This window comes from Streptococcus oralis (genome assembly GCF_026782085.1).
Classification (GTDB): Bacteria; Bacillota; Bacilli; order Lactobacillales; family Streptococcaceae; genus Streptococcus; species Streptococcus oralis_DA.
The window spans coordinates 760,246-776,908 of sequence record NZ_JAKUVW010000004.1 but is presented as its reverse complement, the minus strand read 5'-3'; the positions used below and the strand labels follow the sequence as shown (position 1 = coordinate 776,908).

General features: G+C 42.7%; 14 protein-coding genes. All 14 read left to right on the top strand.

From position 1 onward, the window contains the following. Positions 1–60: 60 nt before the first annotated feature. Complete coding sequence (recJ, locus tag MK395_RS06010; RefSeq protein WP_268711674.1) at positions 61–2,280, top strand: single-stranded-DNA-specific exonuclease RecJ; 2,220 nt, start codon at positions 61–63, stop codon at positions 2,278–2,280. 283 nt (positions 2,281–2,563) lie between these two features. After that, positions 2,564–3,211: a COG3942 and LysM peptidoglycan-binding domain-containing protein gene (locus MK395_RS06005; RefSeq protein WP_000754481.1), complete on the top strand. Its 648-nt coding sequence runs from the start codon at positions 2,564–2,566 to the stop codon at positions 3,209–3,211. A 502-nt stretch (positions 3,212–3,713) separates the two neighbouring features. After that, a complete protein-coding gene (locus tag MK395_RS06000) occupies positions 3,714–5,375 on the top strand; it encodes a ribonuclease J (RefSeq protein WP_139689396.1) in 1,662 nt (553 codons plus the stop codon). Between the two features lie 68 nt (positions 5,376–5,443). Beyond that, positions 5,444–6,223 (top strand): alpha/beta hydrolase, encoded by a 780-nt coding sequence (locus MK395_RS05995; protein ID WP_268711484.1) that lies wholly within the window; start codon positions 5,444–5,446, stop codon positions 6,221–6,223. 104 nt (positions 6,224–6,327) lie between these two features. Beyond that, positions 6,328–7,029 carry a M57 family metalloprotease gene (locus MK395_RS05990; protein WP_268711483.1) on the top strand — a complete coding sequence of 234 codons (702 nt, stop codon included), beginning with the start codon at positions 6,328–6,330 and terminating at the stop codon, positions 7,027–7,029. Positions 7,030–7,130: 101 nt separating this feature from the next. Then, positions 7,131–8,954 carry an excinuclease ABC subunit UvrC gene (gene uvrC, locus MK395_RS05985; RefSeq protein ID WP_268711482.1) on the top strand — a complete coding sequence of 608 codons (1,824 nt, stop codon included), beginning with the start codon at positions 7,131–7,133 and terminating at the stop codon, positions 8,952–8,954. 24 nt (positions 8,955–8,978) lie between these two features. Further along, positions 8,979–9,590 (top strand): hypothetical protein, encoded by a 612-nt coding sequence (locus MK395_RS05980; RefSeq protein ID WP_061421268.1) that lies wholly within the window; start codon positions 8,979–8,981, stop codon positions 9,588–9,590. Then, positions 9,580–10,428: a metallophosphoesterase family protein gene (locus MK395_RS05975; RefSeq protein ID WP_061453351.1), complete on the top strand. Its 849-nt coding sequence runs from the start codon at positions 9,580–9,582 to the stop codon at positions 10,426–10,428. Before MK395_RS05980 ends, MK395_RS05975 begins: the two co-directional genes overlap by 11 nt. 11 nt (positions 10,429–10,439) lie before the next feature. After that, the gene (locus MK395_RS05970; RefSeq protein ID WP_268711481.1) at positions 10,440–12,071 is read left to right on the top strand and encodes a hypothetical protein; all 1,632 of its coding nucleotides are present in this window, start codon (positions 10,440–10,442) and stop codon (positions 12,069–12,071) included. A 125-nt stretch (positions 12,072–12,196) separates the two neighbouring features. Continuing rightward, positions 12,197–12,802, top strand: coding sequence for a nitroreductase family protein (locus tag MK395_RS05965; protein WP_000670170.1), 606 nt, complete (start codon positions 12,197–12,199; stop codon positions 12,800–12,802). A gap of 9 nt (positions 12,803–12,811) precedes the next feature. Continuing rightward, positions 12,812–14,212, top strand: a complete 1,401-nt coding sequence (gene pepV / locus MK395_RS05960) for a dipeptidase PepV (RefSeq protein ID WP_049520916.1) — start codon at positions 12,812–12,814, stop codon at positions 14,210–14,212. A 53-nt stretch (positions 14,213–14,265) separates the two neighbouring features. Next, on the top strand, positions 14,266–14,856 hold the full coding sequence (locus MK395_RS05955; RefSeq protein WP_268711480.1) for a uracil-DNA glycosylase family protein: 591 nt from the start codon (positions 14,266–14,268) through the stop codon (positions 14,854–14,856). Next, a complete protein-coding gene (locus tag MK395_RS05950) occupies positions 14,853–15,140 on the top strand; it encodes a rhodanese-like domain-containing protein (protein WP_268711479.1) in 288 nt (95 codons plus the stop codon). Before MK395_RS05955 ends, MK395_RS05950 begins: the two co-directional genes overlap by 4 nt. Before the next feature lie 184 nt (positions 15,141–15,324). Further along, complete coding sequence (brnQ, locus tag MK395_RS05945; protein WP_162284751.1) at positions 15,325–16,650, top strand: branched-chain amino acid transport system II carrier protein; 1,326 nt, start codon at positions 15,325–15,327, stop codon at positions 16,648–16,650. The last annotated feature ends 13 nt before the right edge of the window (positions 16,651–16,663 follow it).

Below are 16,663 nucleotides of genomic sequence, written 5' to 3'. Positions count from 1 at the left end.
AAAATGCCTAAATCATGTTATAATGAAACGATAGAATTCTTAGAAAGAGTGGATGTTTTTTTGATAACTCCTACTTATGAATGGCAGTTTGCCCCGCAGGTTGAAGATGCGGATTTTACAAAGATAGCCAAGAAGGCTGGGCTGGGTCCTGAAGTGGCTCGGTTATTATTTGAAAGAGGGATTCAGGATGAAGAAAGTCTAAAGAAGTTTTTAGAACCTTCTTTAGAGGACTTACATGATCCCTATCTGCTCCATGATATGGATAAGGCAGTGGAACGGATTCGTCAGGCCATTGAAGAAGGGGAAAACATTCTCATCTATGGAGACTACGATGCGGATGGAATGACTTCAGCTTCGATTGTTAAGGAAAGTTTGGAACAGCTTGGCGCCGAGTGCCGAGTTTATCTGCCTAATCGCTTTACAGATGGCTATGGTCCCAATGCCAGTGTCTATAAATACTTTATCGAGCAAGAGGGAATTTCCTTGATAGTGACAGTGGATAATGGGGTTGCCGGTCATGAGGCCATTGAATTGGCTCAGTCTATGGGAGTGGATGTCATTGTGACCGACCACCATTCCATGCCGGAAACCCTTCCTGATGCCTATGCGATTGTTCACCCTGAGCATCCAGATGCGGACTATCCCTTCAAATATTTGGCCGGATGCGGAGTGGCTTTCAAGCTAGCTTGCGCTCTTTTAGAAGAAGTGCAAGTGGAATTGCTTGATTTGGTAGCTATCGGAACCATTGCAGATATGGTGAGCTTGACAGATGAAAACCGTATCATGGTTCAATATGGTCTGGAAATGCTGGGGCATACTCAGCGTATTGGTCTACAAGAAATGCTGGACATGGCTGGGATTGCTGCGAACGAAGTGACAGAAGAAACGGTTGGCTTCCAGATTGCTCCTCGTTTAAATGCCTTGGGGCGGTTGGATGATCCCAATCCTGCCATTGATTTGCTGACTGGGTTTGACGATGAGGAAGCACATGAGATTGCCCTCATGATTCACCAGAAAAATGAAGAACGTAAGGAAATCGTCCAATCTATCTATGAAGAAGCTAAGACCATGGTGGATCCTGAGAAGAAGGTCCAGGTTTTGGCCAAGGAAGGCTGGAATCCTGGCGTTCTGGGTATCGTGGCTGGGCGCTTGCTAGAGGAATTGGGGCAGACAGTCATCGTTCTTAATATAGAAGATGATCGTGCCAAGGGTAGCGCTCGTAGTGTGGAAGCGGTCGATATTTTTGAAGCCTTGGATCCCCACCGAGATCTCTTCATCGCATTCGGTGGCCATGCTGGTGCAGCAGGAATGACGCTGGAAGTGGAGAAACTCTCAGATTTATCTCAGGTCCTAGAAGATTATATCCGTGAAAAAGGCGCAGATGCTAGTGGTAAGAATAAGTTAAATCTAGATGAAGAGTTGGACTTGGAGACTCTTAGCCTGGAAACGGTTAAAAGTTTTGAACGCTTGGCACCCTTTGGAATGGACAATCAGAAACCTGTCTTTTATATCAAGGATTTTCAGGTCGAAAGTGCCCGTACCATGGGGGCAGGCAATGCCCATCTCAAGCTGAAAATTTCCAAGGGTGAGGCGACTTTTGAAGTGGTGGCCTTTGGACAAGGTAGATGGGCGACAGAGTTTGCTCAAACAAAAAACCTAGAATTGGCAGTTACCTTGTCTGTCAATCAATGGAATGGTCAAACTGCCCTCCAGTTGATGATGGTGGATGCGCGTGTGGAGGGTATTCAACTCTTTAACATTCGTGGGAAGAATGCAGTCTTGCCAGAAGGGGTTCCAGTCTTGGATTTTTCTGGTGAGTTGCCAGATCTAGCGACTAGTGACGCGGTTGTTGTGAAAACCATTCCCGAGGATATTACCCTGCTGAAGACCATTTTTCAGGAACAGGATTTCTCTGCTGTCTATTTCAAAAATGACATCGATAAGGCCTACTATCTGACAGGTTACGGGACTAGAGAACAGTTTGCAAAATTGTACAAGACCATTTACCAGTTTCCAGAGTTTGATATTCGCTACAAGCTGAAAGATCTGGCGGCTTATCTCAATATCCAACAAATCTTGCTGGTCAAGATGATTCAAGTATTTGAGGAACTGGGCTTTGTAACGATCAAAGATGGTGTCATGACAGTCAATAAAGAAGCGCCAAAGAGGGAGATTGGAGAAAGTCAGATATACCAAAAACTTAAACAAACCGTCAAAGATCAAGAAATGATGGCGCTGGGTACCGTGCAAGAAATATATGACTTTTTAATGGAGTTATAGATGGAAAGGGACTGAGATGACCTATTTCGGTCTCTTTTTGTCGGATAAATGCTTGATGTGGGAGTGGTTGATAAGACGGTCTTTTGAGTGGTTCACTGATGTAAAAATTGGGGAAAATGATTCATTTTCTATTCTCTTCTATCACTTTATACGATGTCTACTTTTAAACCTTATGTAGTAAAAGTATAAATTTTTGTAACAGGACTAAAATATAACTCTAAACGAACTGACATGTAAATCAAGTATGATTTTCTTATCAAGAAAATATAAGGGGAATCTAGTTATGAAAAAAACAGTTACGAAACTGACTCTTAGTTTGACTTCTACCGCTATTTTGGCTACAGTTGGGGCTCAAACTGTTCATGCGAACTCTTACGTTGTCCAAGATGGTGATTCATTTTATGCCATTGCAACTGCAAACGGCATGGATCCACATGAGTTGGCAGCTTTGAATGGAAAAACCATCTTTGACACTATCCACCCAGGCGATGTATTGGAAGTGAGTGGTTCCGCTCAGGCTAGCTCTACCTACAGTGCTCCAGCTAGTACTGCGAATGTGGTATCAGATACAGAGGATGTTGTCGAAAAGACTCCTACAAACTATGGAAATTCTTATCCTGTTGGTCAGTGTACATGGGGTGTGAAAGAATTGGCTCCTTGGGCTAGCAACTGGTGGGGAAATGCCAACACGTGGGCAATCTACGCGAGTGCTCAAGGCTATAAGACAGGAAGTGTTCCAGTAGTAGGAGCAATCGCCGTTTGGGACGGTGGTGAATATGGACACGTTGCTTATGTAACAGATGTTCAAAGTGAAAACTCTATCCAGGTATTGGAAGCAAACTACAGACGTCAAAAGCAGATTGCAAATTACCGTGGCTTCTTTAATCCACATGAATTTTTAGGTAACGTCACTTATATCTATCCAAACTAAAGATGATAAAAAGATTTAGAATTTCTAAGTCTTTTTTCTTTTTGAAAAAATTTCCTAACGTTATCCTCTATCTTAGTGGCTAATTGCTGAAAATTTTTTAGATTCTGTAGCGAACAGGAAATTCTCGCTTTTAGATGCAGATAAGCCATGTCTTTGTAGAAAATAGTTCTCAAGTCGAGAGGTAAAAGCAAGGTTGTTTTGAACAAAAAGAGAAATTTAGAGTTCGAGAAAGGTATCTGAAATCAAATTAATTCAGAAAGTCTATAATTTTGATAGTATAATCGTTCTATTATCTTCGATGAAGCCTCCAAAAGAGAAGTCAAAGTTAAAGGATTCGATTCACAGTAGTGACTAATCTCTAGTTAAAAACCTATCTTCGTTTTGAAAATAATCAAAAAAATGGTATAATGGTAGGTAAAGATTCGGCTGAGAGTTTTGGAACTTTTAGAATAAGAGGGTAAATTCACCCTATAATCAAGATAAATGAAGTTTCGGAGGGAAAATGAGTAATATTAGTTTAACAACACTAGGTGGTGTACGAGAAAATGGTAAAAATATGTACATCGCTGAAATCGATGGTTCTATTTTTGTTTTGGATGCAGGGCTTAAATACCCTGAAAATGAACAACTAGGTGTTGATGTCGTCATTCCAAATATGGACTACCTTTTTGAAAATAGCGATCGTATCGCAGGGGTCTTTTTGACCCACGGACATGCGGATGCCATTGGTGCCCTGCCTTATCTTTTGGCAGAGGCTAAGGTGCCTGTGTTTGGTTCTGAGTTGACCATTGAGTTGGCCAAACTCTTTGTCAAAGGAAATGATACGGTTAAGAAATTCAATGACTTCCATGTGATTGATGAAGATACGGAGATCGACTTTGGAGGGACTGTGGTTTCCTTCTTCCGTACAACCCACTCCATCCCAGAAAGTTTGGGAGTAGTCCTGAAAACAGCTGAAGGTAGCATAGTTTACACAGGCGACTTCAAGTTTGACCAGACAGCCAGTGAATCCTATGCGACGGATTTTGCTCGTTTGGCAGAAATCGGTCGTGATGGCGTTTTGGCGCTCCTCAGTGACTCTGCGAATGCAGACAGCAATATCCAGGTGGCGAGTGAGAGCGAAGTTGGAGACGAAATTACCCAGACAATTGCAGACTGGGAAGGTCGTATCATCGTTGCCGCAGTTGCCAGCAACCTTTCTCGTATTCAGCAGGTTTTTGATGCTGCAGCAGATACAGGTCGCCGAGTTGTTCTGACTGGATTTGATATTGAAAATATCGTCCGCACTGCGATTCGTCTCAAAAAATTATCTCTAGCCAACGAAAGTCTCTTGATTAAACCTAAAGAAATGTCTCGTTTTGAAGACCATGAGTTGATTATCCTTGAGACGGGCCGTATGGGTGAGCCTATTAATGGACTTCGCAAGATGTCCATCGGTCGCCACCGCTATGTGGAAATCAAAGATGGAGACTTGGTTTATATCGTAACGACTCCATCTATCGCCAAAGAAGCTGTCATGGCGCGTGTTGAAAACATGATCTACCAAGCTGGTGGTGTGGTGAAACTCATTACCCAAAGCTTGCGAGTATCCGGACACGGGAATGCGCGTGATTTGCAGTTGATGATCAATCTTTTGCAACCGAACTACCTCTTCCCTATCCAAGGGGAGTACCGTGAGTTGGATGCGCATGCCAAGGCTGCCATGGCAGTTGGGATGTTGCCAGAGCGCATTTTCATTCCTAAAAAGGGAACAACCATGTCTTATGAACATGGAGACTTTGTTCCAGCTGGAGCAGTTTCTGCAGGTGATGTCTTGATTGACGGAAATGCCATCGGGGATGTTGGAAATGTCGTCCTTCGTGACCGTAAGGTCTTGTCAGAGGATGGAATCTTTATCGTGGCGATCACTGTCAACCGTCGTGAGAAGAAAATTGTGGCCAAGGCCCGTGTTCATACGCGTGGATTTGTTTATCTCAAGAAGAGCCGCGATATTCTCCGTGAAAGTTCAGAATTGATTAACCAAACGGTAGAAGAGTATCTTCAAGGTGATGACTTTGACTGGGCAGATCTCAAAGGAAAGGTTCGTGACAATCTGACTAAGTACCTCTTTGATCAAACCAAGCGTCGTCCAGCAATCTTGCCAGTCGTGATGGAGGCAAAATAATAAGCAGCATACCTACAGAAAAAGTCGAAATTCGGCTTTTTCTTATAGAATAGTAAAAGGAGACAACCATGGCAGTTATGAATATTGAGTATTACTCAAAAGTTTTGGATATGGAGTGGGGCGTTACCGTACTCTATCCAGATGCTAGTCGGGTGACTGAACCAGATTGCACAGATATTCCTGTCCTTTATCTTTTGCACGGAATGTCAGGAAATCAAAATAGCTGGCTCAAACGTACCAATGTCGAACGCTTGTTGCGTGGAACCAATCTCATTGTTATCATGCCCAATACAAATAATGGCTGGTACACAGATACTCAGTATGGCTATAACTACTATACTGCTCTAGCAGAAGAGTTACCTCAGGTCATGAAACGTTTCTTCCCCAATATGACCAGCAAGCGAGAAAAGACCTTTATAGCTGGTCTTTCCATGGGTGGTTACGGCTCCTTCAAACTCGCTCTGTCAACAAATCGTTTTTCTCATGCGGCTAGTTTTTCTGGTGCGCTCAGTTTTCAGGAATTTTCTCCTGAAAGTCAGGATCTGGGGTCACTTGCCTACTGGCGAGGAGTTTTTGGAGAGATTAAAGACTGGACAGCTAGTCCTCATTCGCTTGAAAGCATGGCTGCAAAATCCGATAAAAAGACCAAACTATGGGCTTGGTGTGGGGAGCAAGACTATCTCTACTCTGCCAATAACCTCGCAGTGAAAAACCTCAAAAATCTTGGTTTTGAGGTGACCTATAGTCATAGTCCAGGTAAGCACGAGTGGTACTACTGGGAAAAACAATTGGAGCGTTTTTTGGCTACTCTACCAATTGACTTTGTTTTGGAAGAGCGCTTATCTTAGTTTTAGGTTTCTTTCAGCTTTCTTCAGTAAAATAGAGAATCTATCTTGATCAAGGAGAATGTGATTTCAAGATAGGTTCTTATTTTTATGAAAGGTGGGGCGTCATGTTCTGGATTATTCGATTATTCTTCCGATTTCTTTTGGGAATTTGGCGTTTCTTCTGGCGTTTGGTTTGGACTGTAGTTATTCTACTGCTCATTGCCTTTGGAGTGGTTTGGTATCTGTCTGGTGATTTTCATTCTGCGGTCAATCAGGTTGAAAAAATGAGCAAGATTGGTCAAGATGGCTGGAATCAATGGAGGGAGACGGGAACGCTGGAAGTCTTGTCTCAGACAGACAGTCACCAACATGCAGAAGGTAAGTGGGCTCAGGCCTCAGCTCGCATCTATATTGAACCTCAAATGGATGAGACCTTCCAAGGTGCCTATGCAGAAGCTATAAAAAACTGGAATCAAACGGGAGCCTTTACCTTTGAGGTGGTTGCGGATCCTAGCCAGGGAGATATTGTGGCAAGTGAGATGAATGATGGATCGACCGCTGTAGCAGGTCAAGCCGAGAGTCAAACCAATTTGTTAACCAATCAATTTATATCTGTAACGGTTCGCCTGAATCACTATTATCTATCCAATCCAAGTTATGGTTATTCTTATGAACGGATTGTGCACACGGCGGAGCACGAGCTGGGGCATGCCATCGGATTGGATCATACCAACGAAACTTCTGTCATGCAGCCAGCAGGTTCTTACTATGGGATTCAGCCTCAGGATGTGACAGCTGTTCAAGAACTCTATACCAGTAGCGACTAGATGAAGTCGGTGTAGTCTAAAAAGAAATCAAAGCTCCTCCAACAAGTGATTGGTGGGGCTTTTTGTTCGTCCTGTTACGGCCTTTTTGCTATAATGGAACTATGAATAACTTGATCAAATCAAAACTAGAGCTCTTGCCGACCAGCCCTGGATGCTACATTCACAAGGATAAAAATGGCACTATTATCTATGTAGGAAAGGCTAAAAATCTGCGCAATCGCGTGCGGTCCTATTTCCGTGGGAGTCACGATACCAAGACAGAGGCTCTGGTGTCTGAAATTGTGGATTTTGAATTTATCGTCACTGAGTCCAATATTGAGGCCCTTCTCCTAGAAATCAATCTTATCAAGGAAAATAAGCCCAAGTACAATATCATGCTCAAGGACGACAAGTCTTATCCTTTCATCAAAATCACCAATGAGCGATATCCTCGCTTGATTATCACCCGTCAGGTCAAAAAGGACGGTGGTCTCTACTTTGGTCCCTATCCAGATGTAGGGGCAGCAAATGAAATCAAGCGTCTACTGGACCGGATTTTCCCTTTTCGAAAATGTACCAACCCGCCCTCTAAGGTCTGTTTTTACTACCATATCGGCCAATGTATGGCCCATACTATCTGTAAAAAAGATGAGGCTTATTTCAAGTCCATGGCTCAGGAGGTTTCTGATTTCCTAAAAGGACAGGATGACAAAATCATCGATGACCTCAAGGGGAAAATGGCTGCGGCAGCTCAGACCATGGAATTTGAACGTGCGGCGGAATACCGTGACCTGATTCAGGCCATTGGAACGCTTCGGACCAAGCAACGGGTCATGGCGAAAGATTTGCAAAATCGGGACGTCTTTGGTTACTATGTGGATAAGGGCTGGATGTGTGTTCAGGTTTTCTTTGTCCGTCAGGGAAAACTCATCGAGCGGGATGTCAATCTTTTCCCTTATTACAACGATCCGGATGAGGACTTCTTGACCTATGTGGGACAATTCTATCAAGAAAAATCTCACCTGGTTCCCAATGAAGTATTGATTCCGCAGGATATTGACGAAGAAGCCGTCAAGGCCTTGGTGGATACCAAGATTTTCAAGCCCCAACGTGGAGAGAAAAAACAACTGGTCAATCTAGCCATAAAAAATGCCCGTGTTAGTCTGGAGCAAAAGTTCAATCTGCTAGAAAAATCTGTCGAAAAGACCCAAGGAGCTATTGAAAATCTGGGACGCTTGCTTCAAATTCCGACCCCAGTCCGCATCGAGTCCTTTGATAACTCTAATATCATGGGAACCAGTCCGGTGTCTGCCATGGTGGTCTTTGTCAATGGTAAACCCAGTAAGAAGGATTACCGTAAGTACAAGATAAAAACGGTTGTCGGTCCAGATGATTATGCGAGTATGCGAGAGGTTATTCGCAGACGTTATGGTCGAGTACAGCGTGACGGTTTAACCCCTCCAGATTTGATTGTCATTGATGGGGGACAAGGTCAAGTCAATATTGCCAAGCAAGTCATCCAAGAAGAGCTAGGTTTGGACATTCCCATTGCTGGGCTTCAAAAAAATGATAAGCACCAAACCCATGAATTGCTCTTCGGAGATCCACTGGAAGTGGTGGAGTTGTCTCGCAATTCTCAGGAATTTTTCCTGCTTCAGCGCATCCAAGATGAGGTCCACCGCTTTGCTATCACCTTCCACCGTCAACTGCGCTCCAAAAATTCTTTTTCATCTCAATTGGATGGGATTGACGGTCTGGGACCTAAACGCAAGCAGAATCTCATGAAGCATTTCAAGTCTCTCACTAAAATCAAGGAAGCCAGTGTGGATGAGATTGTCGAAGTTGGTGTGCCAAGGGCAGTCGCAGAAGCTGTGCAGAGAAAGTTGAACCCACAGGAAGAAGTGGAGTTGGCTCAAGTAGCAGAACCATTAAAAGAATTGGAATAAGTATCTAGATAGAAAGTAGAAGAAATGAATAGGATTGAGATTGACAGAGATATACTCCTTTTTTTACGATTTGCTTACTTTGGGAATTCAAAAGATTTATTTTTGGCTGCAACTACAAGAGCCTATCTGGATTTTAATCGAACCTTGCGATTTCATGGCATGCCAGATGAACAGCGCTTGGAGATGAGAAATCGGGCCTCTAAATGTATCAAAGAAGCAATTTTAAATCTCTTGAATCGGGACAAGCTGTGTCAAACTGATTTTGATAGTTGGCATCATAGGACTTGTGATGTTTTGATAGATTGCTATCGCTCAAATGGGATTCGATTCACTTATGGTCATGCTCAAAAGTGGATTAATATGACGTTCAAGTATCTGTATATGCTTGAAGCTGTAACCCTAGACTCCGTTTTTCCTTTTTTACACGTACCGATAGATAACATCGTGTTAGAGAGGGCGAACAAACAGTTGTGTATCCCAAAACCTTCTCAAGTGTGGAGTAGTTGGGGAGATTACGCTTTCTATCTTCAATATCAAGGTTATTTGAGACAAAGAATAGGCAAGGAAAATCCTCTTCGTTGGGAGTTTCACAATTGGCTAGATGAAATAGAAAAAGGAAACCATCATGAACCATAAAATCGCAATTTTATCAGATATTCATGGAAATGTGACTGCCTTAGAAGCAGTGATTGCAGATGCTAAAACTCAAGGAGCCAGTGAATATTGGCTCATGGGAGACATTTTCCTCCCTGGTCCAGGTGCAAATGACTTGGTCGCTCTGCTAAAAGACCTTCCTATCACGGCAAGTGTTCGAGGCAATTGGGATGATTGTGTCCTTGAGGCTTTAGATGGGCAATATGGCTTAGAAGACCCACAGGAAGTTCAGCTCTTGCGTATGACACAGTATTTGATGGAACGAATGGATCCTGAAACGATTGTCTGGCTACGAAGCTTACCTATGCTAGAAAAGAAAGAAGTTGATGGGCTGCGCTTTTCTCTTTCTCATAATTTGCCAAATAAGAACTATGGTGGTGACTTGTCTGTTGGGAATAACACAGATAAATTTGATCAACTCCTAGATGAGGAAACGGACGTGGCAATCTATGGTCATGTCCACAAGCAGTTGCTTCGTTACGGCAGTCAAGGGCAACAAATCATCAATCCAGGTACGATTGGCATGCCCTATTTTGATTGGGAGGCGTTAAAAAATCACCGTGCCCAGTATGCCGTGATAGAAGTGGAAGATGGGGAATTGGTAAATATTCTATTCCGAAAAGTTTCTTATGATTATGAAGCGGAGTTAGAATTGGCCAAGTCTAAGGACCTTCCCTTTATCGAAATGTATGAAGAACTACGCCGATATGACAACTATCGGGGCCATAACATCGAGCTTCTAACTTCCTTGATTGAACAACACAATTATCTACAGGAGGCTAATGCTTTCCTTCAGTCTATAAAAACGCATAAGGGGTAAGTAATAAAGTAATGGGATTAACTGTTGATCAGCATAGAGAGCTTGTGGTAAATGATATCCGACAAGCCCTTCAACATGTTTTTGGTGAGCATTTCGAAATTGTAGATATAGAAACGGCGGCCCGGAGTGCTTATGGTCCGACATTTATTCTTGAGGTTCATCTTGAAGAATATAAGACAGCAATAAATATGTTGGTTGAAGGTAACGATGTATCACTCCTCTGGGGGCCTGAAAGATTCGGGATGGAGTTTTTGTATGATCGAGATCGTTTTCGAGCTAGCTTTGGAAAGATCAAAGCTTATCTGGATCAACCAGGCCTGATGTTTTCTGAAGCACTGACTCCTGACAATCTCTTAAAAAAGCGTTTTCTTCTTAAAAGAATGATAGAATCGACTTTTGAGGGAATAGCAATAATAGACTTCTGGAGAAGACCCTTCGAAAAGAATGAACCCTTTAGGGTTGTCTTTACTTGTCTTTTGCCTCATTATCCAGCTTTTTTTAGCCTTGAGATAGCGGGGCAGCAGTTTGTTTTTGAAGAGATAGACCCCATGCCTTCTAGTATAGAGGACCAAGCATTTCCAATTCATCAGCCTATTGATCTAACCGTATCCAATATGACTTCTTTCTTGGATTGGTTTAAAGATAGTCTAGAAGGGAATGCTTCCACCGATACGTTTTCTGCTTTAACACTCCCCTTTGATCCTGCTACAGTTGAAGAAAAAGTTTCCCAAGCACAAGAGATAATCCGATCGACGTTTACAAAGGACGTTTCCTTTATGGAAACGAAAAAACTGACCGAGGATCAGACTGTTTATGGGGTTGATTTTTCAGTTCTATCTGAATATTATGATGCGATATTTTCAATTAGCTTGATTGGGCGATACTTTTGCCTTAATGTGGTGGAGCCGAATAAGGTAGATAAGAAAAACAATTGGATGATCAATGGCTTCCCTTATCTGCTGACGGAGGAAAATCTTAGCAAGGTCATTAGGGAAGCGAAAGCCTATTTTGCTAGACAGGTTGAACCAGTTGAAGCGAAAGTAGGGTTAACTAAAAGTAATAGTGAAGTAAAACCAAGCACCCCAGCTCCAGTAGAAGTAGACCAAGCCAAGAACAAAGAAGAATTGCTCAAAAAAGAGTATTTAGGATTGAGAAAGCTATGGAAAGTCCAATTCCTGATTTTCTGTCTTTTGATGATCGCCGTCTTCGCCCTAGAAGTGTATATGGGGGGAGCTGGTTATAAGGCCTTTAGGATGAAAATTAAGTATAGTTGGATTTCTGTCCATAGTTTTTCATTTCTCTTTCTGACCTTGTATGCATTGTTGACCCTTTTTCCGACTCAAAAGAGAATCTATGAGCTCTTACCTCAGTCCCCTAGTTGGAAATCTCTTTCGACCAAGGGAGTTCGGCTGCCTAAGAAGGAAACTGGCTGGACCTCTCTAGTGATCCTGATTTTGCTTCTTCTGGGGACTCTTGATTTCCTCAGTCGCAAGCCAGAGCCCAAGGTTGAAAATCCGTTGAACTATCAAGAAATCAATAATCTCTATGAGGAAGAAAGAAATTCTCACTACGATGATATCATCAACAAAATCCAAGACTCTAGTGGCCACTTCTTTGAAAAAGAAAGTCCTGCGTCGGAATAATCTGAGTCCATAGAAGGGCGGGTAGCCTAGTTGAAAAGGAAACAGGATCCTCAATGAAAAAACTCTGCAAGCTCTTTCAGAATGTGGTAAAATGGAAGCAATAGAATTAGAAAAGGAAATCGATTATGAAATTTCTTGAATTAAATAAAAAACGTCATGCGACTAAGCATTTTACTGATAAACCGGTAGATCCCAAAGATGTGCGTACGGCTATCGAAATCGCAACCTTGGCCCCAAGTGCCCACAACAGCCAGCCATGGAAGTTTGTGGTTGTTCGTGAGAAAAATGCTGAACTGGCAAAATTGGCTTATGGTTCGAACTTTGAGCAGGTATCATCAGCACCTGTAACCATTGCCTTGTTTACAGATACAGATCTTGCCAAACGTGCCCGTAAGATTGCCAGAGTTGGCGGCGCTAATAACTTCTCTGAAGAGCAACTTCAATATTTTATGAAGAATCTGCCTGCTGAATTTGCACGTTACAGTGAACAACAGGTCAGCGACTACCTAGCCCTCAATGCGGGACTAGTAGCCATGAATTTGGTTCTGGCTCTGACAGACCAGGGAATTGGTTCTAACATTATCCTTGGTTTTGACAAATCAAAAGCCAACGAAGTTTTGGACATAGAAGACCGATTCCGTCCAGAACTCTTGATCACAGTTGGATACACAGATGAGAAATTGGAACCAAGCTACCGCTTGCCAGTAGATGAAATTATCGAGAAGAGATAGGAAGAAAAAATGACAGTTATTGATTTTACAGCAGAAGTAGAAAAACGCAAAGAAGACCTCTTGGCTGACTTGTTTAGCCTTTTGGAAATCAACTCAGAACGTGATGACAGCAAAGCCGATGCTGAGCATCCATTTGGACCTGGTCCAGTAAAAGCCTTGGAAAAATTCCTTGAAATCGCAGACCGTGATGGCTATCCAACTAAAAATGTTGATAACTACGCAGGACATTTTGAGTTTGGTGAAGGAGAAGAAGTTCTCGGAATCTTTGCTCACATGGACGTGGTGCCAGCTGGTAGCGGTTGGGACACGGACCCTTATACACCAACTATCAAAGACGGTCGCCTTTATGCGCGTGGAGCTTCAGACGACAAGGGGCCTACAACAGCTTGTTACTATGGTTTGAAAATCATCAAAGAATTGGGGCTTCCAACTTCTAAAAAAGTTCGTTTCATCGTCGGAACAGATGAAGAATCAGGCTGGGCAGACATGGACTACTACTTTGAACATGTAGGACTTGCGAAACCAGACTTCGGTTTCTCTCCAGATGCTGAATTCCCTATCATCAATGGTGAAAAAGGGAATATCACAGAATATCTCCATTTTGCAGGTGAAAATACTGGTGCAGCTCGCCTTCACAGCTTCACAGGTGGTTTGCGTGAAAACATGGTACCTGAATCAGCAACAGCAGTCGTTTCAGGTGACTTGGCTGACTTGCAAGCTAAACTAGATGCCTTTGTTGCAGAACACAAACTCAGAGGAGAACTCCAAGAAGAAAACGGCCAGTACAAGGTGACTGTGATTGGTAAATCAGCTCATGGTGCTATGCCTGCATCAGGTGTCAATGGTGCGACCTACCTTGCCCTTTTCCTCAGTCAGTTTGACTTTGCAGGACCTGCAAAAGACTACCTCGACATCGCTGGTAAGATTCTCTTGAACGACCATAAGGGTACAAATCTCAAGGTTGCTCATGTAGATGAAAAGATGGGTGCCCTTTCTATGAATGCCGGTGTCTTCCGCTTCGATGAAACAAGTGCTGACAATACGATTGCTCTTAACTTCCGTTATCCAAAAGGAACAAGCCCAGAGCAAATCAAGTCAATCCTTGAAAACTTGCCAGTTGCTTCTGTTAGCCTTTCTGAACACGGTCACACCCCTCACTATGTACCGATGGAAGATCCACTTGTGCAAACCTTGTTGAATGTTTATGAAAAACAAACTTGTCTTAAAGGTCACGAGCAAGTCATCGGTGGTGGTACCTTTGGTCGTTTACTGGAACGTGGGGTTGCCTACGGTGCGATGTTCCCAGACTCAATCGATACCATGCACCAAGCCAACGAATTTATCGCCTTGGACGATCTCTTCCGAGCAGCAGCAATCTATGCTGAAGCTATTTATGAACTGATCAAATAAAATGATAGAAGTCTGAGATTGTATGCTTGGACTTCTTTTTGGAGGGAAAACAGATGTCTCAAATTGAAAGAATCAAGCAAGCCATTATGGCGGATCCGCAAAATACCAGCTATACAGAACGCGGAATCGAACCTCTCTTTGCGGCGCCAAAAACTGCCCGTATCAATATTGTCGGTCAGGCTCCTGGGCTTAAAACGCAAGAAGCTGGGATTTATTGGAAGGATAAGAGTGGCGATCGCTTGCGTGAGTGGCTAGGTGTGGATGAGGACACCTTTTACAATTCAGGTTATTTTGCAGTTCTGCCCATGGATTTCTACTTTCCGGGGCATGGCAAGTCAGGCGACCTTCCACCTCGTACAGGTTTTGCAGAAAAATGGCATCCGCAACTCTTGCAAGAGTTGCCCGATATCCAATTAACTCTCTTGATTGGACAATATGCCCAAGCCTATTATTTACATGAAAAAGTTAGTGGCAAGGTGACAGACCGTGTGCATCGGTTTAAGGATTATTTGCCTGATTATTTCCCTTTGGTGCATCCGTCACCTCGTAATCAAATCTGGATGGCTAAGAATCCTTGGTTTGAGTCAGAAGTAGTGCCAGATTTGAAAAATAGAATTCAAAAGATTCTTAGAGAAACAAAATGAAAGAAATTACTTTTAACGATTTTTACCAGTTTTATCAGAAAGGGTCCCTTTCAGTCTTAGACGTGAGAGAAGTAGAAGAGTTCGAGACGCTTCATTTAGAAGGTGCTCAGAACCTACCACTTAGTCAATTAGCTGATATCTATGATCAGTTGGACAAGGACCTCTTGCATTATGTCATTTGTAAATCTGGAATACGTTCAGCGCGTGCTTGTCAATTTCTAGTTGAACAGGGTTATGAAGTTATCAATGTTCAAGGTGGAATGACGGCCTTTGAAAATCTTTAAACCTCTATGGTGATAGATCCTAATCTTCCCTTGCTCGGTTCCAACTGAGTGAGGGATTTTGTTTTTAGATAATTCTTATTTTTAAAAATATTGAAAACATTCAATGATTAATTTTGGATACTTTTTTCAGAGTCTTAATCATGGTATACTAGGTCAGTATTTTAGAAATATGAAGGAGATTTTTATGGCTAAAAAAGGTGCCCTAACAGGCTTGCTCCTGTTTGGAATATTTTTTGGTGCGGGGAACTTGATCTTTCCGCCTTCTCTAGGTGCCCTATCTGGAGAACAGTTTCTTCCTGCCATCGCAGGTTTTGTCTTTTCAGGTGTCGGGATTGCTGTCCTAACGCTCATCATCGGAACGCTAAACCCTAAAGGATACATTCACGAGATTTCTAAGAAAATCTCACCTTGGTTTGCGACGCTTTATCTTGCAGTCCTCTATCTATCGATTGGCCCCTTCTTTGCCATTCCGCGTACAGCCACAACAGCTTATGAAGTTGGGATTAGCCCCCTCTTATCCGAAGCAAACAAAGGTCTAGGATTGATTGTTTTTACTGTGCTTTATTTTGCAGCAGCCTATCTGATTTCACTCAATCCATCAAAGATTTTGGATCGAATTGGACGTGTTTTAACGCCAGTCTTTGCCTTATTGATCGTTATCTTGGTTGTACTAGGTGCCTTCAAATATGGTGGAACAAGCCCTCAAGCGGCTTCAGCTGCTTATCAAGCTTCTGCCTTTGGTACAGGATTCCTAGAAGGTTATAACACCTTGGATGCCCTTGCTTCAGTTGCCTTCAGTGTGATTGCAGTTCAAACCTTGAAACAACTTGGATTCTCCAGTAAGAAAGAATACATTTCAACTATTTGGGTGGTTGGTATCGTTGTAGCTCTTGCTTTCAGTGCTCTTTACATTGGTTTAGGATTCCTTGGAAATCACTTCCCAGTACCAGCAGAAGTGATGAAGGGTGGAACACCAGGTGTTTATATCTTGTCGCAAGCAACTCAGGAAATCTTTGGTTCAACAGCTCAACTCTTCCTTGCTGTTATGGTAACTGTAACTTGCTTCACAACGACAGTTGGATTGATTGTGTCGACAGCAGAGTTCTTTAACGGACGTTTCCCACAAATCAGCTACAAGGTCTATGCCACTGCCTTTACCTTGATTGGATTTGCTATTGCAAACCTCGGTTTGGATGCAATCATTAAGTACTCAGTGCCAGTACTGGTAATCTTGTACCCAATAACCATCGCCATTGTGATGATCGTGATTGTTAATAAGTTTGTAGCCCTATCAAAACCGGGCATGCAGTTAACTATTGGGCTTGTTACAGCTATTGCTCTTGCAAGTGTCCTTGGAAGTTCCTTTAAAATTGAGTTTCTAGAAAATCTGATTAATGTCCTTCCGTTTGCGTCAGCCTCTCTTCCATGGCTAGTGCCAGCTATGATTGGAATCTTGCTTTCATTGGTTCTACCAAACAAACAAGAGAGTGATGTTTTTGAGATGGAATAAAAAAATTCTTGGT

Coding starts and splice junctions, on each gene's coding strand:
- MK395_RS06000 (WP_139689396.1), top strand. CDS start 3,714: ATGAGTAATATTAGTTTAACAACACTAGGTGGTGTACGAGAAAATGGT.
- MK395_RS05980 (WP_061421268.1), top strand. CDS start 8,979: ATGAATAGGATTGAGATTGACAGAGATATACTCCTTTTTTTACGATTT.
- brnQ (WP_162284751.1), top strand. CDS start 15,325: ATGGCTAAAAAAGGTGCCCTAACAGGCTTGCTCCTGTTTGGAATATTT.
- MK395_RS05975 (WP_061453351.1), top strand. CDS start 9,580: ATGAACCATAAAATCGCAATTTTATCAGATATTCATGGAAATGTGACT.
- pepV (WP_049520916.1), top strand. CDS start 12,812: ATGACAGTTATTGATTTTACAGCAGAAGTAGAAAAACGCAAAGAAGAC.
- MK395_RS05965 (WP_000670170.1), top strand. CDS start 12,197: ATGAAATTTCTTGAATTAAATAAAAAACGTCATGCGACTAAGCATTTT.
- MK395_RS05950 (WP_268711479.1), top strand. CDS start 14,853: ATGAAAGAAATTACTTTTAACGATTTTTACCAGTTTTATCAGAAAGGG.
- MK395_RS05990 (WP_268711483.1), top strand. CDS start 6,328: ATGTTCTGGATTATTCGATTATTCTTCCGATTTCTTTTGGGAATTTGG.
- uvrC (WP_268711482.1), top strand. CDS start 7,131: ATGAATAACTTGATCAAATCAAAACTAGAGCTCTTGCCGACCAGCCCT.
- MK395_RS06005 (WP_000754481.1), top strand. CDS start 2,564: ATGAAAAAAACAGTTACGAAACTGACTCTTAGTTTGACTTCTACCGCT.
- MK395_RS05955 (WP_268711480.1), top strand. CDS start 14,266: ATGTCTCAAATTGAAAGAATCAAGCAAGCCATTATGGCGGATCCGCAA.
- MK395_RS05970 (WP_268711481.1), top strand. CDS start 10,440: ATGGGATTAACTGTTGATCAGCATAGAGAGCTTGTGGTAAATGATATC.
- MK395_RS05995 (WP_268711484.1), top strand. CDS start 5,444: ATGGCAGTTATGAATATTGAGTATTACTCAAAAGTTTTGGATATGGAG.